Source organism: Acidimicrobiales bacterium (assembly GCA_034521975.1).
Taxonomy (GTDB): domain Bacteria; phylum Actinomycetota; class Acidimicrobiia; order Acidimicrobiales; family SKKL01; genus SKKL01.
On sequence record JAXHLR010000002.1, the window covers coordinates 58,701 to 81,658 of the forward strand.

Genomic DNA, 22,958 nt, shown 5'->3' on the forward strand with positions numbered 1-22,958 from the left:
CTCGGCGACCCTAGCGGTTGCCCTGGTCCCGTAGGAAGCGCTCGATCTCGGTCGCCAGCTCGTCGCCGGAGGGCAACGGGCCCTGCGGTCCGGCGGGTTCCTCCCGGTCGGCGGGCCCGCTGGCGGCCTGGTCCGCCTGTTCCTCGAGCTGGCGCAGGAGGGCGACGTGTTCGGCCGAGTCGGCCACCAGCTCGTCGAGGCGGTTGGTGGTCTCGGTGGCCTCCTGGGCGAGGGTCCCGGTGGGGACCGACAGCCCCCCGACGTCGTTGAGGGTCTCGACCAGTGCCAGGGCGGCCCCGGGGTAGGGCATCGTGGCCGCGTAATGGGGCACCTGGGCCCACAGACCGACCGCGGGGAGCCCGACCTCGGCGCAGCGCTCCTCGATCGCGCCGCCGATGCCGGCGGGGACGTCGATGTTCGACCGCATCGAACCAACCTGGGTGGCGATCGCGGCGTCGGTGGCGGTGGTGGTCAGCGTCGCTGGTCGGGTGTGGGGGACCGGCGCCGGATAGGCACCGAGGCCCACCACCATGCGCACGCCGAACTCGAGCGCCAGGTCGACCACGGCGCGGGTGAAGGCCCGCCACAGATGGTCGGGTTCGGCCCCGGTCAGCATCAACATGTCGTTGCCCGTGGTGTCGCTGAAGGCCACCAGTTCGATCGCCGGCCAGGTGAGGCCCGTGTTCACACCCTCGCGAAGGTGCAGGGTGGGCCGGCGCGACCGGTGGTCGAGCAGCACGTCGGCATCGAAGGACACCACGGTGGTGGTCTCGATCCCTTCGAGGATCGCGGCCGCGGCACGGGCTCCGGCACCACCGGCATCGACCCAACCTTCGGGTGCGAGGATCAGTACCGGTGAGTCGAGGTCGGGGCGTTCGTGGAACTCGTACAGGGTGGTCATGACAGTCCCAGCAGTCGGTGGGCGGTGGCCGCGTAGTGGTCGACCTGGTGCTTGAACGCCTCGAACCCGGCGGGGTCGCGGGACCCCATCGAGCCACCGATGTAGCGGGCGTAGACCCCCTCGACGATGCAGGCCAGCTTCCAGTAGCCGAACGCCGTGTAGCGGTCGAGGTCGCCGATGTCGCGCCCGGACCGCTCCGCATAGCGTTCGGCCAGCTCGCTTCGACCGGGGAAGCCGTCGAGGGCGGTCGCCGGCGAGAGCATCCCCGAGTCGGGATCGTCGCGATCGGCCCAGTAGACCATCAGCAGGCCGAGGTCGGCGAGCGGGTCGCCCAGGGTGCAGATCTCCCAGTCGAGTACGGCCACGACCTCGCCGTCGGGGCCGATGAGGCAGTTGTCGAGGCGGTAGTCGCCGTGGACGATGGTGGCCTCGCGCTGGGCCGGCAGGTCGGACGCGAGGTGGTCGTGCACCTCGTCGACCGCGGGCAGCTCTCGGGTCTTGGACTGGTTCCACTGCCCGTACCATCGCTTGAGCTGGCGGGCGAGGTAGTCCTCGCGGCGGCCGAGGTCGCCGAGGCCGACCGCGTCGAGGTCGACGGCATGGATGTCGACCAGCGTGTCGACCAACGACTCGGCCGCCCGCCGCCGGACGTCGGGGGTGAGCTGGAGACCGACCTCCTCGGACTGCACGACCAGGCCGTCGACGAAGTCCATCACGTAGAACGGGGCATCGTTCACGTCGGGATCGGTGCACAGGCCGACGACGGGGGCGACCGGCACCGGGGTCGGTGCCAGGGCCGAGATGATGCGGTGTTCGCGCTCCATGTCGTGGGCGGTCGCCAGCACCTGGCCCGTGGGGGGCCGGCGCAGCACCCAGCGGTGGCCGGCGGTGTCGGTGACCTCGTAGGTGAGGTTGGAGTGCCCGCCGGCGATGAGGGAGAAGGCGAGCGGTGGCGCGGCGCCCGCGACGTTGGACTCGAACCAGGCGGTGACCCGTTCGGGGTCGATGCCGGCGAGATCGGGGGAGGAGCGGTCGGTCACGGGTTCGAGACTATCGGCGGCCCCCTATCCTGACCCTCATGAGCATCGATGTCACCGACGCCACGTTCCAGACCGAGGTCATCGACCGATCGGAGACCACCCCGGTCGTGGTCGACCTGTGGGCGCCCTGGTGCGGTCCGTGCAAGACCCTGGGACCCATCCTCGAGTCCGTGGTCGCCGACACCGGGGGCAACGTGGTGCTGGCCAAGGTCAACGTGGACGAGAACCCCCAGACCTCGGCCGCGTTCCGGGTTCAGGGCATCCCCGCCGTGTTCGCAGTGAAGGACCGCAACGTCGTCGACGGGTTCGTCGGCGCCCAGGGCGAAGCCAAGGTGCGCGAGTTCGTCGACAAGCTGGTGCCGTCCGAGCAGGAGACCGAGCTCGAGGGCCTCGTTGCTGCCGGCGACGAGGCGTCGCTGCGCTCGGCGCTCGAGATCGATCCCGGTCATCCTCCTGCGGTGGTCGCCCTCGCCGAGCTGATGGTCGACAAGGGCGAGACCGACGAGGCGCTCGAGCTGCTCGGGCGCATTCCCGAATCCGCCGAGACCCGTCGGGTGGCGGCCCTGGCCCGCACCCAGGGCGCGGTGGGCGACGACATCGAGCGCCAGCTCGACGAGCTGCTCGACCGGGTCAAGGGTGACGACGAGGCTCGCCAGCAGTTCCTCGACCTGCTCGAGCTGCTCGGCCCCGACCACCCGAAGACGGCCAGCTACCGCAAGGCGCTCACCGCCCGCCTCTTCTGAGCCACCAGGCCCTTCCCCCGACCGGTACGCGGCGGTAGTCTCGGTCCGAACCTTCCCCCTCGTGCGCACCCCGAACGGGGAGGGTTCCCGTGTCGCCGCCAACACCGTTTCCCTCGCAGGAGGCCGACGAGCCGCTGTGGGAGGGTGACCCGCGGTCGAGCTCGGTCGGGTCGTCGGTCCTCGCGGGCCTCGTCGACCGTCTGAACGACCTGGCCGACCGACTCGGCACGTCGACGACCGCCCTCCTCGTCGGGACCGTGGTCACCGCCGTCGGGGCCGCGGTGGCAGTCGTCGCCGTCACCGCCGGCGGGTCCTCGCCGCCGGAGCTGTCCATCCCGTACGCGGCCTCGACCACGACCGCCTCCAGCGACGAGACCGGTGCCGCGTCGGGAACAGACCCATCCGATGAGCCCGCCCAGGTGATGGTCCACGCCGCGGGCGCGGTGAGCCATCCCGGCGTCTATGCCATGGGGGACGACGCGCGGGTCGGCGATCTGCTGGCTGCTGCGGGCGGACCGGTGGCGGGCGCCGACCTCGACCGGGTGAACCTGGCGGCGCCGCTGTCGGACGGCACGCGGGTGTATGTGCCCGAGGTGGGCGAGGACCGGCCGCCGACGGTGCTGGCCGGCAGGGAGGCACCCGGCGCCGACCCCGAGGGTGCCGGCACCGACCCCGGGGCCCTGATCGATGTGAACCGGGCGACCGCAACCGAGCTCGAGCGCCTGCCGGGCATCGGGCCGGCGACCGCAGCGTCGATCATCGATCACCGCGAGCGTCACGGCCCCTTCGCACGGGTCGACGATCTGTTGTCGGTGCGTGGCATCGGCGATGCCAAGCTCGCCGCGCTGCGCGACCTCGTCCATGTGTGATGCCGAGGCGATGGTGCGGGCTGTCCCCGCTCACCTGGATGGCGGCGGCGGCCTGGCTGGGCGCGCTCGTGGCCGTACCGGTCCCGTTGGCCGTTGGCCCGGTGGTCGCCGCCGCCGGATGGCACACCAGACGGACCGCGGTGGTGGGTGTCGGGCTGCTGTTGCTCACTTCGGCGCTCGCGGCACGGACCCACCAGGCGCTCGACCCGGCCGACCACGAACGGTTCCACGGCGTGGTCACCGTGGTCGGCGACCCTCAGTCCTTCGGGCCGTCGCTACGGGTGGATCTCCGTGTCGGCGACCGACGCTTCGAGGCATGGGCGCGTGGCACTTCGGCGGCAGACCTGGCCGACCGCCTCACCGGCGAGCAGGTCGAGGTCGCCGGGCGCCTCGGTCCACCACCACCGGACGCGCCGTGGTTGGCCCGGCGCCACGTCGTGGGCCGCATGACCGTCACCGAGGTGGGCCAGTGGCGTCCGGGCGACCCCGCCAGCCGGGCGGCCAACGGGCTACGGCGGACGCTGGTCGCGGGCGCGCGGACCATGGACCGCGACACCCGGTCGCTCTATGTGGGTCTGCTGTTGGGCGACCAGCGGGACCAGTCGCCCGAGGTGGCCGACGCGTTCATCGGCTCGGGCCTGACGCACCTGCTGGCGGTGTCGGGACAGAACGTGGCCTTCGTCCTGGCGCTGGCCGGGCCGCTGCTGGTCCGCATGCGGTTGGGCAGCCGGCTGGTGGCCACCCTGGCCGTGCTGGGGTTCTTCGCCCTCGTCACCCGCTTCGAACCGTCGGTGCTGCGGGCCACCACCATGGCCGGGTTCGCGGCGATGGCGGTCACCTTCGGCAACGAGGCCGACAGTCGCGACATCCTGGCGCTCGCGGTCGTCGCCTTGTTGCTCGTCGATCCGCTGATCGCCACCCAGCTGGCGTTCCAGCTGTCGGTCGCGGCCACCACCGGCATCCTGGTGTGGAGTCGCCGCATCGCCGATGCGCTGCCGGGGCCCGGGCCGCTGGCCAACGCGATCGGGATCACCGTGGCGGCCCAGCTCGCCGTGGCCCCGCTGCTCATCCCGACCTTCGGAGGCATGCCGGTGGCCGCGCTGGTGGCCAACGTCCTCGCGGCCCCGGTGACCGGCCCGGTCGTGGTGTGGGGCCTGCCGGCAGGGATCGTGGCCGGGGTGTTCGGTGGGACGGTGGCCGAGCTGGCTCACCTTCCCACCTCGGTGCTGGTGGGATGGATCGGCGGTGTTGCCGAGCGGTGCGCGGTCCTTCCCCTCGGCGAGGTCCGGACCCCGCACCTGGTGCTGGCGACGCTGGGGGCGGTCCTGGTGTGGATCGGTCGGCGCTGGTCCCGACGGGTGCCGGCCACGGTGGGGGTGGTGGTGATCCTGGCGGTGGTGCTGCATCCCGCGGTCGTGCTGCGCGGCGGGCCGGATCCGGTCACCGAGCTGGCCGACGGCAGCCGCCTGTACGCCTCGGGCGGTGCCACCGTCCTCGAGCTCGACAGCGGGGCCCGGCCCGACGTGGTGCTCGAGGCGCTGCGCCGCACCGGTGTCGGGCGGGTCGACGTGGTGGTCGCCCGCCACGGCGGTCGCGACGTGGCCGAGACCGTCGCCGTCCTCCGGACCCGGGCCGAGCCCCGCCTGGTGCTCGCTCCACCGGGTCACCGGGTGCCGGGTGGTTCGGTGGCGGTTGCCGGCTCCACCATCGCCGTCGGCGATCTCGAGATCCGTGTCGAGGAGGTCGGCGAGCGAGCCGTCGACGTCGAGGTCATCCCCTCGGAGGCTTGACACCCCCTGACCTCCAGGAGATACACCTTGGCCTGCAAGTGCCTGCTGGGTTTGGAGCCTGAACGTGTCGCAACGTCAGAATCCCCCGCAGGCAGGCTCTTGCGCGGATGGTTCTGGCCAGCTCAAGCGGACTTGTGAAGTATCGGTGCTCAAGGCCCCCCGAATCTCGCACAGCGATGCACTTGACCCACGCGCGCCTTGACGCTGAGATTGGAGGCCATCGAAAGGCGGTAGGCGATGGCGAGTTGGTGCAAGCGGCGGAGGCGCCGGCTGTGGGTCCCGGCTTTGGGTTCGATTGTTGGGCTGCTAGCCGGGATGGCTGCTGGCTTGATGCCGGCGATCCCAGCTGACGCAGTACCGGCCGGTGAGCAGGTGAACGGACCGCCCGGTGAGCAGGTGAACGGACCGCCCACGGCATCGTCTACCCGGCCAACCGTAGCGTTTGTTGTTGACACGTCCGGGTCGATGTCGGGGTCGAGGCTCACCCAAGCGAAAGCCGCGCTACGGACCGGTATCGACGCTCTCGCGGGTGACCAGGCCGCAGGCCTGCGGTCCTTCGCTGGGGCATGCTCGTCGCGGGGCGCGGTCCGGACGCCGATCGGGACAGGTAATCGCGAGGCGATGCGGACCGCCTCCGACGCGCTGTTCGCGTCCGGAACGACGCCGACGCCTGGCGCTCTGCTCGGCGCGGCCGACGAGTTGCGCGACGTCACCGGCCCCAAGATCGTGTTGCTCATCTCAGACGGGGCGTCCACCTGCGGTGACCCATGTCCAACGGCTGCATCCATCAAGGACGACCTCGGCGCTGACTTCGCTGCGGTTACTGTCGGATTTCGAGCCCCGGACTCGGCCGCCGACGAGCTTCGTTGTATCGCAGAAGTCACAGGTGGGGAGTACTTCCCTGCCGACGACGAAGCCGGCCTCGCCGAGGCGATCGGTGCCGCAGTCGGTAGTTCCTCGGCCGCCTACGTCGCCGTAGGCGATTCCACTACCACTGGGTTCTCCGTCCCCACATGTTCGGAGGACCGGGAGATCTCGCCGTACGGCTGCGTAGGTGACGACCCGCCGGCCCAGCCGTACCCCGAACGTGTCGCCGAAGCGGATGACCGCTTCGACGACCTGAACCGGGTCGGCATCTGGGGTTACACGATCGCTGACGCAGTCGCCGCCCACGAGGCCGGCGAGAACGTGGAGGGTCCGTGGACACCACAGCTCACCGCAGCAGCGTCAGCGACGGAACTCGTCACTGTGTCCCTCGGCGCGAACGACATGGAGTTCAGTGACGTTGAGACCTGGTTGGCGCGGTGCGTGAGCATCCACCAGAAGGAATTCCTCGGCGTAACCTACGACGTCGATATCAACGTGAACAACGAGTCGTGCGAGGCCGCCGCCGCCGCCCGCGTCGACGAGCTCGACGACGAGTTCGATGCCTTGTTCGATGCATTGTCTGACGCAGCGGATGGCGGCGTGGAGATCGTCGTCACGAAGTACTTCAATCCGTTCAACGACACAAAGAACGTGCGTTTCGCGCCGGACCGGTCCTGTGCGCTGTTGCACGGCATCGGCGACCACGTCGTCGGTGCCCTGAACGACGAGCTCGACCGCCGGTCGCGTCAGGCTGGGTTCACCGTCGTCGACCTGTACCCGGCCTTCGAGGGCCACGGGGCAGGGTCGTCAGATTCGTATGTGTTCGGCTCGGACTGCGAGACCCTCGGTGCGGCGACAAGTATCGATGTCGACTTTGACTTCGGCTGGCCGCCGGTGAGCTTCGACGGTGATGACACCGTCGCCGAGATCCAAGTGCGGTTCGACCCTCACCCGAATGATAGGGGCACTGAGGCACAGGCAGACGCGATCCTGGAGGCGTTGTGAAGGGAACGAGTCGACTGCTGGCAACAGCCGCCGCGGTCGTCGGCGTCGCCATGACCGCTGGCTGTGGTGACGACACGACAGTGGAAACTGCGGCGACACTCGGGGAGCGGACGACACTCCCCGAAGTTGCCGAAGCCTGCGACGACGGCGATCCCACCGAACCCGGTGTCATTGAGGTGACTGGTGAGCTGCGCGACTCGAACACGACCGTGAACCTCGAGGACTGCGTCGTCCATCTCGGTAGCGGCGCTGACGTCACGTTGAACAATGTGACGGTGACCGGCGGAATCCTCAATCTGCATGACCGGGACACAGACCGCGCCCGCAACGTCGTGCGTCTCCAGCGGGTCACCTTCGACTCCCGCGCGGTGCTCATCGAGCTGAACGACGCCGACGACGAGTTCCGGGCCGAACGCCTCGAAGCGACGGTCGCCGAAGGCTGGTCGTTGCAGGTCGCCGAGACCGACGATGACGCGAACGAGGGTGGATCGGTCCGTCTCGTGTCATCGACGGTGCTCGCCACGGGCACCGACGCGCCGGTGACCGTGACCGCCTCGGAGCATTCCGGTACCGTCGAGCTCGTGAACACGACGCTCGACACGCGCGGGCTGCTCCTCGTGACCGCCGCCGACTGCTCCGCCCGGATCCGTGGCAACGCGCTGGACTGTTCGACCGACGCACTCGTCGCTGATGTCGCCGGTCCGTGACGACCGTGGTCGCCAGGGGCGGACGGGCACGGTCACAATGGTGAACGCGGTGTTCAGAGCGGCCGCAGTGGCCGTGCTTGCCGCTGCCACCGCGTGCGGCGGCTCCGACACCCCCGACGTGGATGTGGACGCCGTGATGGCCGATGCGCTCGAAGCGCTGGAGCTCTCCGAGGTCGACGACCCCGAGGAGGTGGTGTCGAAGGACATCTCCTACCTGGCCACGACCGGGGTCGCCGACGGTGACGTGGCCGACGTGGCCGACGACGCCCGCGACGCGCTCGACGCCGCCGGGTTCACCGTCGACGACCCAGTCGAGGTCCCTGGCGGTCTGTCCATCACCGCGTCTCGCGACGGCGTGACGGTGAGCGCGGCCGCCTACGCCCAGGTGGGCGTCAACCCCGCCCCCGAGGGTTCCTCGTGGGTGCGGGTCCGGGCCGCCGACAACGAGACCAACCTCGCCTGGACGAGATGACCGAGCAATTCGCGACGTGCAAGCTCTCCGCCCTCCTCCGGGCTCCGGACAGGTTCGTAGCCTGACGCCAGGGCGGCGGCCGTTCTCCTCCGGTGTAGGTTCGGCATCCGTGGAACTGTGGCTGGGCGAGCACCGCTTCGACATCACCCATCGCGCGGTGGTGATGGGCATCTTGAACCGCACGCCCGATTCGTTCTACGACCAGGGCAGCTACTGGGACTTCGACGGGTTCCTGGCCAAGGCCGACCAGCTCGTCGCCCATGGCGCCGACTTCCTCGATGTCGGCGGCGTCAAGGCCGGGCCGGGCGAGGAGGTGGGGGAGCAGGAGGAGCTCGACCGCGTCATCCCCGCGGTCGAGGCGCTGCACGCCCGGTTCGATCTGGCGTTGTCGGTCGACACGTGGCGGGCGTCGGTCGTGGAGCACGCGATCGAGGCGGGGGCGGTGGTCGGCAACGACATCTCCGGCTTCGCCGATCCCGACTACCTGCCGGTGTGTGCTGCCGGCGGCGCGTCGGTCGTCGCCACCCACATCCGCCTCGCCCCTCGGGTGCCCGATCCCGAGCCCGTCTACGACGACCTGGTGGCCGACGTCCGGTCCTTCCTGGTCGACCGCGCCCGGTGGGCGGTCGACGCCGGGATCGCGCACGAGCGGGTCATGGTCGATGCCGGGCTCGACCTGGGCAAGACCGAGGCCCAGTCCCTCGAGCTCCTCCGCCGATCCGACGACCTGGTGTCGATCGGCCACCCCGTGTTCCTGTCGGCGTCGAACAAGCGCTTCCTCGCCCACCTGCTCGAACGCGACGTCACCCAGGTCGCCGCCGGCACCGATGCCGCCCACACCCTCGGGATCATGTTGGGCTGTCGGGTTCTGCGGGCCCACGATGTTCGGGCCGCCCGCCGGGTCGCCGACCTGTGCGCCGACCTGCTGGAGGCGGCATGAGCACCGAGGCGTCGGTCCATCTCGTCAAGGGCGACGACCCGGTGCTGGTCGGCGACGAGCTGCGGCGCATCGTCACCGAGCTGGTCGGCGACGGCGACCGCTCGCTCATGGTCGACGAGCTCGACGAGGAGCGCTACCTCACCGGCGACGGCGCCCACATCTCGCCACTGGTCGATGCCGCCCAGACACCGCCCTTCCTCACCGATCGGCGCGTGGTCGTCGGTCGCCATCTGGCCCGCTTCACCACCGCCGAGTCCGTGGCACCCCTCGTGGCCTACCTCGACGATCCGTTGCCCACCACCGCCCTGGTGCTGGTGTGGGACAAGGGACCGAAGTTCACGGGCCGTTCGGCGGTTCCCAAGTCGCTCACCGAGGCGCTCAAGCGAGCGGGGGCGGTCACCGTCGCCACCGACGTGCCCGCCAACGCCCGCGGCCGCGACGCCTGGTTCAAAGAGCACCTGGCTTCGGCTGCGGTGAATCTGGACAACCGGGCCCAGAAGCATCTGGTGGACCGACTCGGCGAGGACGTCAACCGGTTGGGGGCGATCCTCGAGGTGCTCGAGAGCACCTTCGGGCCCGGGGCCAAGGTCGGTGTCGACGACCTCGAACCGTTCCTCGGCGAGGCCGGAGGTGTGCCGCCGTGGGAGCTGACCGACGCCATCGCCGCGGGCGACATCGCCACCGCACTCGATCGGCTGCACCGGATGCTGATCGGCGGCGACCGTCACGCCCTGCAGATCCTGGCGACCCTGCACCGCCACGTGTCGGGTCTGTTGAAGCTCGACGGCGCCGAGGTCCGAGGTCGCGAGGACGCGGCGGCGATCGCGGGGATGGCACCGTTTCCGGCCGAGAAGCTGCTCAAGCTCTCCCGGGCGCTCGGGTCGGAGCGGATCGCCCGGCAGGTGACGCTGGTGGCCGACGCCGACCTCGACCTGAAGGGTGCGAGCGAGTGGCCCGACGAGCTGATCCTCGAGGTGCTGGTGGCCCGCCTCGCTCGGCTCAGCGCCGCCCGCTGAGCCAGGTGGCCAGGCGCGACACGACCCCGCCTCAGGCGGGGTCGTGTCTCTTCCGGTTCCCCCGAACGTGACCGGTAGGTGCTCTAGGCGTCGGCGCTGATGCGGGCCAGGCGCTTGGTGAGGCGAGACTTCTGACGGTTGGCGGCGTTGCGGTGCAGCACGCCCTTGGCGGCGGCCTGGTCGATGCGCTTGATGGCGAGGCGCATCAACGCCTCACTGTCCTCATTGTCATCGCCCTTGGCGGCGGCGGTCTCGGCGTGTTTGATGCGGGTCTTCAGCTCGGAGCGCACGGCCTTGTTGCGGGCCCGGCGCTTCTCGTTCTGGCGGTTGCGCTTCTTCTGGCTGGCGATGTTGGCCACGATGCCTCTACTGGGTCGTTCTGACGGTGTCGTTGGGGAACCGTGAGATGATACCGGTCCCTGGACCGCGTGTCACACCCCGATCGGTATCGTCAGTAGCTCCCATGGATCTGTCGCGCATACGCAACCTCTCGATCATCGCCCACATCGATCACGGCAAGTCGACCCTCGCCGACCGGATCCTCGAGGTCTGTGGTGCGGTCGACCCTCGCGAGATGCGCGAGCAGTACCTGGATTCGATGGATCTCGAGCGCGAGCGCGGGATCACCATCAAGTTGCAGAGCGTCCGCCTCGACTACCGGGACCACGTCATCAACATGATCGACACCCCGGGCCACGTCGATTTCGGCTACGAGGTGTCGCGGTCGCTGGCCGCCTGCGAGGGCGTGATCCTGCTCGTCGACGCCTCCCAGGGGATCGAGGCCCAGACCCTCGCCAACTGCCTGCTGGCCCTCGAGCACGACCTCGAGATCGTCCCCGCCCTCAACAAGATCGATCTCCCCGCTGCCGATCCCGACCTCTACGCCGAGGAGATCGAGCGCGTGCTCGGCATCCCCGCCGAGGACGTGTTGCGCATCAGCGCCAAGACCGGCGACGGTGTCCCCGAGCTGCTCGACGCCGTGGTCGAGCGCGTGCCGCCCCCGGTCGGCGACGTCGATGCCCCGTTGCAGGGGCTCATCTTCGACTCGCACTTCGACCAGTACCGCGGGGTGGTCTCGTCGATCCGGGTGGTCAACGGCCGTTTGATCACCGACACCAAGCTGCGGTTCATGCAGGCGGGCACCACCCACGAGGTCAGCGAGGTCGGTGTCCGCCGTCCGATCCCCACCCCGGTGCGCGAGCTGGGCCCCGGCGAGGTCGGCTACCTGATCGCCGGCATCAAAGACGTCGGCGAGGCCCGGTCGGGCGAGACGGTCACCACCGCGGCGAACCCCGCGCCCGACCCGTTGGAGGGCTACCGCGAGCCCCAGCCCATGGTGTTCTGCGGGCTGTACCCCATCGAGGGCGACGACTTCTCCGACCTCCGCGAGGCGCTGGAGAAGTTGCGTCTCAACGATTCCAGCTTCACCTACCAGCCCGAGACGTCGGGCGCGCTCGGGTTCGGGTTCCGCTGCGGGTTCCTCGGCCTGTTGCACATGGAGATCGTGCGTGAGCGTCTCGAGCGCGAGTTCGACCTGTCGCTGATCGCCACCGCTCCCTCGGTCGGCTACGAGGTCCACCTCACCGGTGGCGGCGTCACCGAGATCGACAACCCGAGCGAGATGCCGAGTCCGGGCGAGATCGAAGGGGTCGACGAGCCCTACTTCAAGGTCACGGTCCTCACGCCGTCCACCTACACCGGCACCGTGATGGATCTGTGCCAGTCGAAGCGGGGCGCCATGCAGTCCATGGAGTACCTGTCACCCGAACGGCTCGAGCTGGTCTATGAGATCCCCCTCGCCGAGGTGGTGATGGACTTCTTCGACCAGCTCAAGAGTCGCACCCAGGGCTATGCCAGTCTCGACTACGAGCCGATCGGGTACCGCCGGTCCAACCTGTCCAAGGTCGACATCCTCCTGCAGGGCGAACCGGTCGACGCCTTCAGCATGATCGTGCACCGCGACTCGGCCTACGAGTACGGGCGCAAGATGTGCGACAAGCTCAAGGAGCTGATCCCGCGCCAGCAGTACGACGTGCCGATCCAGGCCGCCATCGGTGGCAAGATCATCGCCCGCCAGACGGTCAAGGCCTACCGCAAGGACGTCACCGCCAAGCTCTACGGCGGCGACGTCACCCGCAAGAACAAGCTGTTGCAGAAGCAGAAGGCGGGCAAGAAGAAGATGAAGTCCATCGGCCGGGTCGAGATCCCCCAGGAGGCGTTCATCTCCGCCCTCAAGCTCGACGACTGAAGGCTCGACGGAAGGTCTGCCATGTTCGACCAGTGGAGCGAGATCGAGATCCCCGACCAGTCGGGCCGGGTGGCGGTGATCACCGGCGGCAACGGTGGCCTGGGGTTCGAGACCGCGCGGGCCCTGGCGGCGGCCGGCGCCCACGTGGTGATGGCCGCCCGCAACCTCGACAAGGCCGAGTCGGCCACCGGGGCGATCGTGTCGGCCCATCCGGCCGCATCGGTCGAAGTGGTCGGGCTCGACCTCGGGTCGCTCGACTCGGTGACCGAGGCGGCGTCGACGATCGCTCGGGCCCACCCCCGGATCGATCTGTTGATCAACAACGCGGGGATCATGGCCGTGCCCGAGGGACGCACCGCCGATGGGTTCGAATCGCAGTTCGGGACCAACCATCTGGGCCACTTCGCCCTCACCGCCGGGTTGTTGCCCGCCCTGTTGGCGGTCACCGGCTCGCGGGTGGTCACGGTGACCTCCACGGCGCGCCATCTCGGGCGGTCGCTGCGCGCCGACCGCGACCTCGACCGCGGGCGGTACGACCCGTGGCTCGCCTATGGCCGATCCAAGCTCGCCAACCTGCACTTCGCGGTGGGACTGCACCGTCGGCTCACCGCCGCCGGTGGCACGGCCGCGAGCCTGGTCGCCCATCCCGGGCTGACCAACACCGACCTGCAGGCCACCAGCGCTGCCTCCTCCGGTGGGGCCAGCCAGAAGCTGGCTCACGGCACCGCTCGGTTCGTTGGCATGAGCCCGGCGCGTGGCGCGCTGTCCCAGCTCCGTGCCGCCACCGATCCCCGGGCCCGTTCCGGTGAGCTCTACGCGCCCCGGTTCGTCAACAGCGGCAGCCCCGTGGCGCGACCGCTGGTGGGCCGGTCGGTGAGCGAGCGCGCCGGCGACGAGCTGTGGGCGGTCTCCGAGCGCGAGACCGGTGTGGCCTTCGACGTGGAGGCGATGGTGCGTCAGGCAGGTCCCTGAGCGCTCGGGCAGGAGAATCCGGTCGCGCCCACGCGATGCTGGTGCGGTGACCGACCGGACGATCATGTGGTTCCGTCGCGACCTGCGGTTGTCGGACAACCCCGCGCTGGTCGCGGCACACGCCCGCGGTCGGCCGGTCGTGCCGCTGTTCGTGGTCGACCCCGCGTTGTGGGGCCCGGCCGGGGCGAACCGCCGGGCGTTTCTCGCCGGATGCCTCCGAGCGCTCGACGACGACTCGGGCGGCACGTTGGTGGTGCGCCACGGCGACCCGGCCGAGGTCCTGCCCGCCCTGGCCCGGGAGGTGGACGCGAGTGCGGTGTACGCCGCGGCGGACTTCGGTCCCTACGGCCGCCGGCGCGACGATGCCGTGGCCGAGGCCCTCGCGGCCGACGACCGTGAGCTGGTGCTCGAGGGCTCGCCCTATGCGGTGGAGCCGGGCACGGTCCTGAACAAGGAGGGGGAGCCATACAAGGTGTTCACGCCCTTCCTCAAGGCGTGGCGACAGGTGGGATGGCCGGCGCCGGTGCGCCGCCCGGTTGGGCTCGGCTGGGTGTCGGGGGTCGAATCCGACGCCCTGCCCGAGGTCGAGCCCACCGCCGACGAGCTGCCCGACCCGGGGGAGCAGGCCGCTCGCCGCCGCCTCGACAGCTTTCTGCGGACCCACGTGGAGCGCTACGCCGACCGTCGCAACGATCCGGGGGTCGACGGCACCTCCCGTCTGTCGCCCTACCTCAAGTGGGGCTGCCTGCATCCCCGCCAGATCCTGAACCGCCTCGGCGACACCGAGGGCGCGGCGACCTTCCGCACCGAGCTGGCGTGGCGCGAGTTCTACGCCGATGTGCTGTTCCACCGCCCCGACACCGCGCGAGCCGCGTTCCGGGAGGCCATGGCGGCCATGGCCGTCGACGAGGGGCCCGACACCGACGAGGCGTTCACCGCGTGGTGCGAAGGTCGCACCGGCTATCCGATCGTCGACGCCGGCATGCGCCAGCTCCTCACCGAGGGCTGGATGCACAACCGCGTGCGCATGATCGCTGCCAGCTTCCTGGTGAAGGACCTTCACCTCGACTGGACCCGCGGCGCCCGTCACTTCATGGCCCACCTGGTCGATGGTGACCTGGCTTCGAACCAACACGGTTGGCAGTGGGTCGCGGGCACCGGTACCGACGCTGCCCCCTACTTCCGAGTCTTCAACCCGGTGACCCAATCCCGTCGCTTCGACCCCGACGGCACCTACCTGCGCCGCTGGCTGCCCGAGCTGGCCGATCTGGACGACGTCGCGATCCACGAACCGTGGACCGCCGATCCGACGTTGTTCGCCGAAGGAACGGGGAGCGGCTACCCGCCCCCGATCGTCGACCACGCCACCGAGCGGGCCGAGGCCCTCGCCCGCTACGCGGAGCTCGGGTGACGGTGTGATGGCCTGGCACTCGGTATCATCGAGTGCGAACGAAGCCGTCGATCGCTCTGTAACGACCTCATGCTCGATGAACGCAAAGCCTCGATCCTGCGAGCAGTGGTCGAGGAGTACATCCAGACCGCGCAACCGGTGGGGTCCCGCCACGTGGCACGCGATCCCGCCATCGCCGTGTCTCCGGCCACGGTGCGCAACGACATGGCCCAGCTCGAGGCCGACGGATTCCTCGTGCAGCCACACACCAGCGCCGGCCGTGTCCCCACCGACAAGGGGTACCGGTTCTTCGTCGACACCCTGAGCGAACCCGGGCGTCTCGGAGCGGCCGAGACCCAACAGGTCCGCAACTTCTTCGACCGGGCCCATGGTGAGCTCGAGGCGATGCTGGCCGACACCAGCCGGCTCCTGTCCAACATCACCAAGCAGGCAGCGGTCGTGGTCGGCCCGCCACACGAGGTCGCCACCGTGCGTTCGGTCCAGCTGGTCGGCTTGTCACCACGGGTGGTGCTGCTGGTGGTGGTGCTGTCCAACGGCGCCATCGACAAGCACACCCTCGAGCTCGCGGACGACACCGACGACGACGCGCTGGCCACCGCGTCGGCGCGGCTGAGCGAGCACCTGGTCGGCGGATCGCTCGCCAACCTGGCTCCGGTGGGCCCCACCGGCGACGGGGAGGCCGATGCGCTCATCGACGTGGCGCTCCGCGAGCTCACCCATCACCACCACGATCCCGATTCCGTGTTCGTCGGGGGGACCTCGCTCATGGCAGGCTCGTTCGATGCCGTCGACACCGTCCGCCAGGTCCTCACCATCCTCGAACAACAGATCGTCGTCGTGACGCTGCTGCGCGACGTGCTCGATCGCGGGTTGAGCGTGGCCATCGGCTCCGAGACCGGGGTCGAGACACTGGCCGAGTGCTCGCTGGTGGTGGCGCCCTACGCCGTCGACGGCGAGGGTGTCGGCACGATCGGGGTGCTCGGTCCCACCCGCATGAACTATCCGCAAGCGCTGGCCGCGGTGGCCATCGTCGGCCAGCGTCTCGGTCACCGGCTGAGCGAGGGTTAGATGTCGGACTACTACGCCTCCCTCGGGGTGGGCCGCAACGCGTCGGCCGACGAGATCAAGAAGGCCTACCGTCGGCGGGCCCGCGAGCTGCACCCCGACACCAACCCCGATCCCGCGGCCGAGGCCGAGTTCAAGGAGGTCGCCCGGGCCTACGAGGTGCTGGGCGACCCCGAACGTCGTCGCCGCTACGACACCTACGGCGAAGCCGGGGTGTCCGGTGGCGGCCGTGGCGGTTCACCGTTCGACACCGGTGGGTTCACCGACATCTTCGACGCCTTCTTCGGCGGCGGAGGAGCCGGTCCCTTCGGCGGTCGGGCCACCCGCAGCTCGGGACCCAGCCGTGGCCCCGACCTCGAGGCGGTGGCCCAGGTCCGCTTCGAGGACGCGGTGTTCGGTTGCCAGACCGATGTCGCGGTGCGCACCGCGGTGGCCTGCGAGTCCTGCGAGGCCACCGGTGCCGCGCCGGGCAGCTCGGCCCAGGTGTGCAGCGAGTGTGGCGGCAGCGGCCAGGTGCGGCGCATGCGCCAGTCGATCCTCGGCCAGGTCGTCACCGCCGGACCGTGCGGTGCGTGTGGCGGGCTGGGCGAGGTGATCGCCGACCCCTGCCCCGACTGCAAGGGCGACGGCCGCCGCATCGTCGAGAAGCACTACAACGTCGACGTGCCCGCCGGGGTCGACACCGGCTCCACGCTGCGACTCATCGGTCGGGGAGCGGTCGGCGCCCGCGGCGGTGGCGCGGGCGATCTCTATGTCCATCTCGAGGTGTTGGCCCACGACCGCTTCGAGCGGGTGGGCGACGACCTGGTCCACGAGCTGCACCTCAGCGTCGCCCAGGCGGCGCTGGGCGTCCACCTCGAGTTCGAGACCCTCGACGGTGCCGAGGACCTCGTCATCCCGCGGGGCACCCAACCGGGGCGGGTGTTCCGCCTGCGGGGCCGCGGCGTGCCCCACGTCAACGGCCGGGGCCGTGGCGACCTGCTGGTCCAGGTGGCCGTCGACGTCCCCGACGATCTCACCGCCGACCAGGAGGAGCTGCTGCGGCGGTTCGCGGCCGAGCGTGGCGACGATGTCGCCCCCGCCGAAGAGGGCTTCTTCGCCAAGATCCGCTCGGCGTTCAAGTAGCGCCGGGGGTGGGTGTGCCCGGCGCCAGCGCACTCGGTGGTCCCGACGGGCGTGGCGGTCCGCACGTGTTCGTCGACGATCTGGACGCGCCGGTGCTCAGCGCCGACGACCGTCACCACCTGGAGCGGGTCCTGCGGGTGCGTGGCGGCGATCGCCTCACCGTGTCCGATGGTGCCGGCGGCTGGCGCGCCTGCCGTTTCGGCGACCGGCTCGAGCCGGTGGGCGAGGTGGCCCACGAGCGGGCACCGGTGCCCGAGCTGGCGGTGGGGTTCGTCCCGGTGAAGGGCGATCGGCCCGAGTGGGTGGTCCAGAAGCTGACCGAGCTGGGGATCGATCGCATCGTCGTGATGGCGTCGGATCGGTCGGTGGTGCGCTGGGACGGCGAGCGGGGGGTGCGCCACGTCGAGCGCCTGCGCAAGGTGGCGCGCGAGGCGGCCATGCAGTGCCGGCGCTGCCACCTGCCCCGCATCGAGGGGGTGGTGCCGGTGGCCGAGCTGGCCGGCGAGCCGGGGGTGGTGCGGGCGGAGGTGGGCGGTGCCCGGCCGTCGCCCGACCACCGGATGGTGCTGATCGGTCCCGAGGGCGGGTGGAGCGACCCCGAGCGCGAGCTGGTGCCGGCCACGGTCGGCCTCGCCGACCACGTGTTGCGGGCCGAGACCGCCGCGGTGACGGCAAGCGCGCTGTACACCGCGTTGCGCGCGCGTCGGGTCGAGCGGGGCGCCAGACCCTCCACCGTTGACACCGAGGGTGATTGAATCGGTCACACAACGCGGTTAGGGTGACCTTGAACCATTCTGACGGTCGGCGAACGGGCGAACGCCGACCGGACCGACCGCGGAGCGATGCGCATGACCATGGACCTGGATCTCCCCGACAGCGACGAGGCAGTCTCGGAGTACGGCCGCATGGTCGGCGATCGACTTCGGGCGATCCGCCGCCAGAAGCGCATGTCGCTGCACGACGTCGAGGCCGCGTCCGACCAGGAGTTCAAGGCGTCGGTGCTCGGCGCCTACGAGCGCGGCGAGCGGGCCATCTCGGTGCCCCGCCTCCAGCGCCTGGCCCACTTCTACGGTGTGCCGGTCGACCAGCTGCTGCCCCGCGACGAGGGATCGGGAACCTACGGTGCCGATACCTCGGTGGTCGACCTGGTGTCGTCCAAGCAGCCCGAGCGGGCGTCGTTCACCATCGACCTGACCCGCCTCGAGTCGCTCTCGGGCCCCGAGGCGGCCATGCTCAACCGGTTCCTGGCCTCGATCCAGGTGCAGCGCCAGGACTTCAACGGCCGGGTGCTGACGATCCGCAACGACGATCTGCGCGCCATCGCCTGCATCCTCGGCATCGATCCCGAGCACGCCGAAGCCCAGCTCGCCGGTCTCGGCCTGTTCAACGGCACCCACTGAGCCCCGGTCTCACCCCGCGGCCACCGTCCTCGTCCGCCAGATGAGGTGGAGGAAGAACGGGGTGCCCACCAGTGACACCACGAGGCCGACCGGGAGCTCGGTGGGGGCGAAGAGGCTGCGACCGAGCGCGTCGGCCACGACCACGACGAGCGCGCCGAGCAACGCTGCCACCGGCAGGAACCGCCGGTGGCCGGGTCCGGTGAGCGGGCGCGCCAGGTGGGGGCCGAGCAGCCCGACGAAGCCGAGGTTGCCCACGATGCCCACCGCCGCCGCGGCCAGCGCGCAGGCCAGCACCACCGCCAGCACGCGGGCGCGCTCCACGCTGAGCCCGAGCGTGCGGGCACCGTCGTCGCCCACTCCCAGCAGGTCGAGGTGTCGTCCGCTGAGCACCAGCAGCGGCACGAGCAGGATCGGAAACCAGGCGAGGAGCATCACCTCGTCCATCGCCCGCCCGTAGGTCGATCCCGACAGCCACACCAACGCCTGGGTCGCCTGCCCCGGATGGCGCACGACGAGCAGATCGATCACCGCCGCGCCGGTCGCCGAGACCGATGCCGACCAGGGCGAGGCGATCGGGTGCCAGGCCGCCGCGACCCGGCGCGGTGTGCCGGTCCGCCCAAGTTTCGGGTGCTGGCAGGGGGAGCGTCGGGTCAGGTCGTCGGTGGGAGGCGGAGCTCGAGGCCGCGGTACACCAGGTCGGGGTTGTCGGGGTCGGGCAGCCGGTCCCGGTTCGCGTCGATGAGCGCCTGCCAGTGCGGTGCGACCGCCTGCGCCGTCGGCCGCCCGCCCTGCTCGGAGGCGAGATGGGAGGCCGCGATCGACCACAGGTTCTCACCGGCCTGCACGATGTGGGTGGTGCTGGGTGTCGAGGCGTGCGTCGCTGGGGTGTCGTCGCCGTGGGGATCGTCGGCTGGCTCGGTGTCGGGCTCGTGCCACCGCATGGTGAGCGTGCGGGGTGACGGCTCGGCCTCGCCGGCCGGAGTGACCGGCCCGGGGCGGGACATGACCAGCACCTGGCCGTTGGTGTCGGTGACATCGGTGGACACGTGTTGGTCGGGGGCGCCGGTGTCGGCAACCTGGGCGACCGCGGTGCTCATCGTGGCCGCGGGCAGCACGACCTGGGGTGTTGCCAGGGCGGTGACCACGACCGGGCGCAGCACGAGACTGCGCCACAGGCGTGGCGAGAGCCGCTCGGTGATCCGACGCAGCGGCCGTGCCCGTACAGCAACCGCCATCGTGTCGAGGGCGGTGACGCCGATGAGCCAGTAGCAGGCCACCAGCGAGCCCGCCCTGAGCAAGGTGGCCACCGCCACGGTGGGCCCGCTGTGGTTCCACCACCTGACCGCCTGATCGAGATCGGCCGGAGGCGTTGGCAACACCTGTCCGGCGGCGTGCAGCACCGCGGCGATCGAGGCGAGGGCGGCGAGCGCGAGCGCTCGTCGGGTCCAGTTGCTCGTCATGGGTCCTCCGTGGCGGATTCGGTGAGGATGTGGCGGATCCCGAACTCGTCGAGCGCCACCAGTCGGTGACAGTCAGAGGGGGTGGGCTCGGCGAGCAACCGCCGTCCGCCGGTGACCTGGTCGGCCACGGCGGCGGTCGCCGGTTGGCCCGCTCGCGCCCAGCGGTCGAACACGAACACCTCGCCAGACTCCAGGTCGAGGACCGCGGCCTGGGCCCCGCCCGAGCACGAGAAGTCGCCGATGGCTGCCGCGGCAGGATCGAGACCGAGGTGGAACTCGTCGTTGCCGACCCTGAGCACCCCATCGGCCAGCGCGAGCGCGGTGGGGCAGGTCTCGCCATCGGCCAACGTCGGCGGACCATCCGCCGAGATGCTGCACCCGCTGGCGCGATCGGCCTGGTCGGAGAGCGGGGCCGGCGGTCGGGAGGGTGCTGCGGTCGTGCTCGGTGCCGGGACCGCTTCGGGGAAGGGTGGGGCCCGACCAGAAGTGCTCTCGCGGACCGGTTCGGGGGCGGTGGTCGTGGTTGCGGGCGTCGGGCCGGCACCTTCGGCGGGAAGAATGAGCGCGGTGACCAGGGTGAGCACCAACACCAGCGAGGCGGTGCCGGCGCCAGTGAGCGCCAACCACTTCGATGGTTCGCGCTCGGGGGGCTCCGCGGGACTGTCCCCGCCGGTGTCGCCCCCGGGCTCGAACAGGGTGGCGTCGGGAACGGTGGCCCGGATGTTCTGGGCGAGCTGTCGGGCCGAGGGCCGCGCTGAGGGGTGGTCGGCGGAGGCCTGGTCGGCGAGGTTCAGCAGCGCCCTGCGCTGATAGCCCGACCAGGCTCCTCGCCGCCCCAAGCGGCTGGCAGGGATCGGGGCGACATCGTCCAACGGCGCAAGGATCTCCTGCAGCAGGACCCCCATGGCCGCCACGTCCTCGGAGCAGGCGTGGTCGTCGGCGTCGAGGGTCGCCCCACCGAAGCCGCACAGAACCGGTCGGCCATCGCCCCCTATGAGGATGTGGTCGGCGCTGATCCTGCCGTGGCTGACTCCGAGCTCGTGAAGATCCGCGACCGTGGCAGCCAGCGCCGCGACGATGCCGGCGGCACGGGCGACCGACAGTGGGCCGACCGTGGCGAGGGTCCGTGACCCGCAGAACCGGGTGCGAACCACCACCTGGTCCTCGGAGTCGGTCGCATCCAGCAGGGACACCACACCGGGGTGCTGGACCCGTCGCAGCACGTCGATCTCGTGGCGCACGCGCTCGATCGCCGGCCTGTGGGTCGCCTCCTTGATGACGAGCGGGCGCGTTCCGCTTCCGTCGACGCGCAAGGTGGCTCGCTCCAGGTCCATTGCAGGAGTCTCTCAAAATGCATGAAACTTATCAAGAGGCATTTCTAGCCATCGTCGAGTACGGCATCGGCGCCGACGGTTGCCCGAACCGTCCTGCCCCCGCGGTCGCCGGGAAGGGCAGGGGCGATCACGTAGTCGGCGTGGGCCACCAAGGTCACCTCGACCCGGGAACCTCCAAGGACCACGACCTCAGGTGGTTCGAGCAGCGAGTCGAGGACTCCGCGTCGCTCGAGGGAGGCCTCGACCTCCTCGGTGACCCGCACCGGATCGAGCCACACCTCGCCATCGTGGCGCAGCCGTTCGTGGGCGAGCCCGAGCGTGGCGGCATCGTTGGCTGCTGCACCGGCGGCAGCCGCCAGCTCGCGCTGGTGGAGGAACACCGCGGCGGCGTCGATGGCCAGCGCCCCGAGGACGAGAACGATCATGAACGCGGCGGGGAAGAGCAACAGGACCGACCCACGATCAGGCTCAGGCACAGCCCACCTCTCCGTCGAGGCCGGACCGGTAGGGATCGACCACCTCCGAGTGGCTCGCGCGGACATCGAAGGTCCGTCCGAAGCCCCCGATGAAGGGAAGGTTGATGCTCGATACCGCCAGCGCGGCCTCCGCTTCGATCCGGGCACACCGCACGAAGCCCCGGTCGGTCTCGATCCGCAGCACAAGGCCGTCGGGATCGCGGCCGTGCCCGCTGATCGACTCGCGGGCCGCTCGGTTGGCGGCCAGATGCGCGGCGGCTGCGTCCTCGGCTTCGACGAAGGCCCTCGCCGCCTCCCTCGCCGTGGCGGTCACCGCCAGCTTGGCGTCGACCACGGCCCAGGCGTTGGCCAGGAGCAACGCTCCCGCAACGAAGATCAGGAAGCCGAACGGCAGGACCTCGATGCCCGCCACCTGACCGGCGTCGTCGAAGCGACGGACCCGTCGCCGCGGTCGGAGCCTCACCGGGTCCGTTCCACTCGCACCTCGACCGTGCGTTCGAACCGGTTGAGTCCGAACACCGAGGCCACGTGGTCCATGGCGAGGCTCGGGTGCTCGGCGGTGACGGTGAGCCTGACCCGATCGGTGTCGATCTGCCAGTCGAAGTCGACCCGCTCGTGATACCCGCCGAGCACGGTTCGGGCGCGGGTCTCACCCCGTTCGATGGCAGCGGAGACCGCGTCCGGGTCTCGGTGGTCGACCGAGCCGGACGCAGCGAGGTGGGCCGCGTCGTGGGCAGCGGCGGTGAGCGCCGAGTTGGCGTACAGGTTGAACAGGAGTTGCACGGCGAAGGTCAACAAGGTCAGGAACACCAGAAGCCCGCCGATGGCACCGATCATGCCGGCGCCGCGGTCGCACCGCTGGTGGATGGCGGTCATCGCCCGATCGTGTCGACCTGGTCTCCGATGTTGGTCTCGGCATCGGCCCAGATCGCGTTGAAGCCGACCCACATGGCTGCTCCGAGAAACGCCATGACCAGGACCGCGATCGCGGCCGAGATCACGCCTTCGCCCCGGTCGTCGAAGGGCAGCCGGATCGCGCTGGCCCGAAGTGCGGCGAGCACGAGGTTGGTGATGAGCAGGATGAGGGACATGGGCGGCTCACTTTCGGTGTGGGATC

Annotated in this window: 25 protein-coding genes; 15 read left to right on the forward strand and 10 right to left on the reverse strand. The window is 70.5% G+C overall.

What is annotated here, in order from left to right; translation table 11 throughout:
- Positions 1 to 10 precede the first annotated feature (10 nt).
- The gene (locus U5K29_00310; protein ID MDZ7676978.1) at positions 11 to 901 is read right to left on the reverse strand and encodes a PAC2 family protein; all 891 of its coding nucleotides are present in this window, start codon (positions 899 to 901) and stop codon (positions 11 to 13) included.
- Positions 898 to 1,941: a phosphotransferase family protein gene (locus U5K29_00315; GenBank protein ID MDZ7676979.1), complete on the reverse strand. Its 1,044-nt coding sequence runs from the start codon at positions 1,939 to 1,941 to the stop codon at positions 898 to 900. The genes U5K29_00310 and U5K29_00315 overlap by 4 nt, the downstream gene beginning before the upstream one ends.
- Before the next feature lie 38 nt (positions 1,942 to 1,979).
- On the opposite strand from U5K29_00315, the gene U5K29_00320 reads away from it, so the two are divergent.
- The 8 genes from U5K29_00320 to holA all read left to right on the forward strand — a co-directional run bounded on the left by U5K29_00320 (position 1,980) and on the right by holA (position 10,350).
- Positions 1,980 to 2,684, forward strand: coding sequence for a tetratricopeptide repeat protein (locus tag U5K29_00320; GenBank protein ID MDZ7676980.1), 705 nt, complete (start codon positions 1,980 to 1,982; stop codon positions 2,682 to 2,684).
- A gap of 89 nt (positions 2,685 to 2,773) precedes the next feature.
- Entirely contained in the window at positions 2,774 to 3,553 is a 780-nt protein-coding gene (locus U5K29_00325; GenBank protein MDZ7676981.1) for a helix-hairpin-helix domain-containing protein, read from the forward strand.
- Entirely contained in the window at positions 3,553 to 5,343 is a 1,791-nt protein-coding gene (locus tag U5K29_00330) for a ComEC/Rec2 family competence protein (GenBank protein MDZ7676982.1), read from the forward strand. Before U5K29_00325 ends, U5K29_00330 begins: the two co-directional genes overlap by 1 nt.
- A gap of 330 nt (positions 5,344 to 5,673) precedes the next feature.
- Positions 5,674 to 7,215 carry a VWA domain-containing protein gene (locus U5K29_00335; protein MDZ7676983.1) on the forward strand — a complete coding sequence of 514 codons (1,542 nt, stop codon included), beginning with the start codon at positions 5,674 to 5,676 and terminating at the stop codon, positions 7,213 to 7,215.
- Between the two features lie 176 nt (positions 7,216 to 7,391).
- Positions 7,392 to 7,922, forward strand: coding sequence for a hypothetical protein (locus tag U5K29_00340; GenBank protein ID MDZ7676984.1), 531 nt, complete (start codon positions 7,392 to 7,394; stop codon positions 7,920 to 7,922).
- Positions 7,923 to 7,962: 40 nt separating this feature from the next.
- Positions 7,963 to 8,394 (forward strand): hypothetical protein, encoded by a 432-nt coding sequence (locus U5K29_00345; protein MDZ7676985.1) that lies wholly within the window; start codon positions 7,963 to 7,965, stop codon positions 8,392 to 8,394.
- A 109-nt stretch (positions 8,395 to 8,503) separates the two neighbouring features.
- Entirely contained in the window at positions 8,504 to 9,334 is an 831-nt protein-coding gene (folP, locus tag U5K29_00350) for a dihydropteroate synthase (GenBank protein ID MDZ7676986.1), read from the forward strand.
- Complete coding sequence (gene holA, locus U5K29_00355; GenBank protein MDZ7676987.1) at positions 9,331 to 10,350, forward strand: DNA polymerase III subunit delta; 1,020 nt, start codon at positions 9,331 to 9,333, stop codon at positions 10,348 to 10,350. The genes folP and holA overlap by 4 nt, the downstream gene beginning before the upstream one ends.
- Positions 10,351 to 10,433: 83 nt before the next feature.
- Here the strand turns inward: holA and rpsT are convergent, their stop codons facing one another.
- Positions 10,434 to 10,709 carry a 30S ribosomal protein S20 gene (gene rpsT, locus U5K29_00360; GenBank protein MDZ7676988.1) on the reverse strand — a complete coding sequence of 92 codons (276 nt, stop codon included), beginning with the start codon at positions 10,707 to 10,709 and terminating at the stop codon, positions 10,434 to 10,436.
- 104 nt (positions 10,710 to 10,813) lie between these two features.
- Between rpsT and lepA the strand changes: the two genes are divergently transcribed.
- The 7 genes from lepA to U5K29_00395 all read left to right on the forward strand — a co-directional run bounded on the left by lepA (position 10,814) and on the right by U5K29_00395 (position 18,571).
- Positions 10,814 to 12,598, forward strand: a complete 1,785-nt coding sequence (gene lepA, locus U5K29_00365; GenBank protein ID MDZ7676989.1) for a translation elongation factor 4 — start codon at positions 10,814 to 10,816, stop codon at positions 12,596 to 12,598.
- 21 nt (positions 12,599 to 12,619) lie between these two features.
- On the forward strand, positions 12,620 to 13,570 hold the full coding sequence (locus U5K29_00370) for an oxidoreductase (GenBank protein ID MDZ7676990.1): 951 nt from the start codon (positions 12,620 to 12,622) through the stop codon (positions 13,568 to 13,570).
- A 46-nt stretch (positions 13,571 to 13,616) separates the two neighbouring features.
- Positions 13,617 to 14,981: a deoxyribodipyrimidine photo-lyase gene (locus U5K29_00375; protein ID MDZ7676991.1), complete on the forward strand. Its 1,365-nt coding sequence runs from the start codon at positions 13,617 to 13,619 to the stop codon at positions 14,979 to 14,981.
- Positions 14,982 to 15,050: 69 nt separating this feature from the next.
- On the forward strand, positions 15,051 to 16,049 hold the full coding sequence (gene hrcA / locus U5K29_00380) for a heat-inducible transcriptional repressor HrcA (GenBank protein MDZ7676992.1): 999 nt from the start codon (positions 15,051 to 15,053) through the stop codon (positions 16,047 to 16,049).
- Entirely contained in the window at positions 16,050 to 17,171 is a 1,122-nt protein-coding gene (dnaJ, locus tag U5K29_00385; GenBank protein MDZ7676993.1) for a molecular chaperone DnaJ, read from the forward strand.
- Positions 17,172 to 17,179: 8 nt separating this feature from the next.
- A complete protein-coding gene (locus U5K29_00390; GenBank protein ID MDZ7676994.1) occupies positions 17,180 to 17,926 on the forward strand; it encodes an RsmE family RNA methyltransferase in 747 nt (248 codons plus the stop codon).
- A gap of 93 nt (positions 17,927 to 18,019) precedes the next feature.
- Positions 18,020 to 18,571, forward strand: coding sequence for a transcriptional regulator (locus U5K29_00395; protein MDZ7676995.1), 552 nt, complete (start codon positions 18,020 to 18,022; stop codon positions 18,569 to 18,571).
- A gap of 9 nt (positions 18,572 to 18,580) precedes the next feature.
- Here the strand turns inward: U5K29_00395 and U5K29_00400 are convergent, their stop codons facing one another.
- From U5K29_00400 to U5K29_00430, 7 genes are read right to left on the reverse strand one after another with little or no spacing between them, the layout of a single operon-like run.
- Positions 18,581 to 19,324 carry an iron ABC transporter permease gene (locus U5K29_00400; protein ID MDZ7676996.1) on the reverse strand — a complete coding sequence of 248 codons (744 nt, stop codon included), beginning with the start codon at positions 19,322 to 19,324 and terminating at the stop codon, positions 18,581 to 18,583.
- Positions 19,222 to 20,031, reverse strand: a complete 810-nt coding sequence (locus U5K29_00405) for a LysM domain-containing protein (GenBank protein MDZ7676997.1) — start codon at positions 20,029 to 20,031, stop codon at positions 19,222 to 19,224. Before U5K29_00405 ends, U5K29_00400 begins: the two co-directional genes overlap by 103 nt.
- A complete protein-coding gene (locus tag U5K29_00410) occupies positions 20,028 to 21,365 on the reverse strand; it encodes a hypothetical protein (GenBank protein ID MDZ7676998.1) in 1,338 nt (445 codons plus the stop codon). Before U5K29_00410 ends, U5K29_00405 begins: the two co-directional genes overlap by 4 nt.
- A 44-nt stretch (positions 21,366 to 21,409) precedes the next feature.
- Positions 21,410 to 21,841, reverse strand: coding sequence for a pilus assembly protein TadG-related protein (locus U5K29_00415; protein MDZ7676999.1), 432 nt, complete (start codon positions 21,839 to 21,841; stop codon positions 21,410 to 21,412).
- Positions 21,834 to 22,304: a hypothetical protein gene (locus U5K29_00420; protein MDZ7677000.1), complete on the reverse strand. Its 471-nt coding sequence runs from the start codon at positions 22,302 to 22,304 to the stop codon at positions 21,834 to 21,836. Before U5K29_00420 ends, U5K29_00415 begins: the two co-directional genes overlap by 8 nt.
- On the reverse strand, positions 22,301 to 22,717 hold the full coding sequence (locus U5K29_00425) for a hypothetical protein (protein MDZ7677001.1): 417 nt from the start codon (positions 22,715 to 22,717) through the stop codon (positions 22,301 to 22,303). Before U5K29_00425 ends, U5K29_00420 begins: the two co-directional genes overlap by 4 nt.
- Positions 22,714 to 22,932: a hypothetical protein gene (locus tag U5K29_00430; GenBank protein MDZ7677002.1), complete on the reverse strand. Its 219-nt coding sequence runs from the start codon at positions 22,930 to 22,932 to the stop codon at positions 22,714 to 22,716. The genes U5K29_00425 and U5K29_00430 overlap by 4 nt, the downstream gene beginning before the upstream one ends.
- Between the last annotated feature and the right edge of the window lie 26 nt (positions 22,933 to 22,958).

Excerpts from the sequence above, each read along its gene's own strand:
- dnaJ (MDZ7676993.1), top strand. The coding sequence starts at position 16,050 with ATGTCGGACTACTACGCCTCCCTCGGGGTGGGCCGCAACGCGTCGGCC.
- lepA (MDZ7676989.1), top strand. The coding sequence starts at position 10,814 with ATGGATCTGTCGCGCATACGCAACCTCTCGATCATCGCCCACATCGAT.
- U5K29_00430 (MDZ7677002.1), bottom strand. The coding sequence starts at position 22,932 with ATGTCCCTCATCCTGCTCATCACCAACCTCGTGCTCGCCGCACTTCGG.
- U5K29_00320 (MDZ7676980.1), top strand. The coding sequence starts at position 1,980 with ATGAGCATCGATGTCACCGACGCCACGTTCCAGACCGAGGTCATCGAC.
- holA (MDZ7676987.1), top strand. The coding sequence starts at position 9,331 with ATGAGCACCGAGGCGTCGGTCCATCTCGTCAAGGGCGACGACCCGGTG.
- U5K29_00335 (MDZ7676983.1), top strand. The coding sequence starts at position 5,674 with ATGCCGGCGATCCCAGCTGACGCAGTACCGGCCGGTGAGCAGGTGAAC.
- U5K29_00405 (MDZ7676997.1), bottom strand. The coding sequence starts at position 20,031 with ATGACGAGCAACTGGACCCGACGAGCGCTCGCGCTCGCCGCCCTCGCC.
- U5K29_00410 (MDZ7676998.1), bottom strand. The coding sequence starts at position 21,365 with ATGGACCTGGAGCGAGCCACCTTGCGCGTCGACGGAAGCGGAACGCGC.
- U5K29_00395 (MDZ7676995.1), top strand. The coding sequence starts at position 18,020 with ATGACCATGGACCTGGATCTCCCCGACAGCGACGAGGCAGTCTCGGAG.
- hrcA (MDZ7676992.1), top strand. The coding sequence starts at position 15,051 with ATGCTCGATGAACGCAAAGCCTCGATCCTGCGAGCAGTGGTCGAGGAG.
- U5K29_00330 (MDZ7676982.1), top strand. The coding sequence starts at position 3,553 with ATGCCGAGGCGATGGTGCGGGCTGTCCCCGCTCACCTGGATGGCGGCG.
- U5K29_00425 (MDZ7677001.1), bottom strand. The coding sequence starts at position 22,717 with ATGACCGCCATCCACCAGCGGTGCGACCGCGGCGCCGGCATGATCGGT.
- U5K29_00370 (MDZ7676990.1), top strand. The coding sequence starts at position 12,620 with ATGTTCGACCAGTGGAGCGAGATCGAGATCCCCGACCAGTCGGGCCGG.
- U5K29_00310 (MDZ7676978.1), bottom strand. The coding sequence starts at position 901 with ATGACCACCCTGTACGAGTTCCACGAACGCCCCGACCTCGACTCACCG.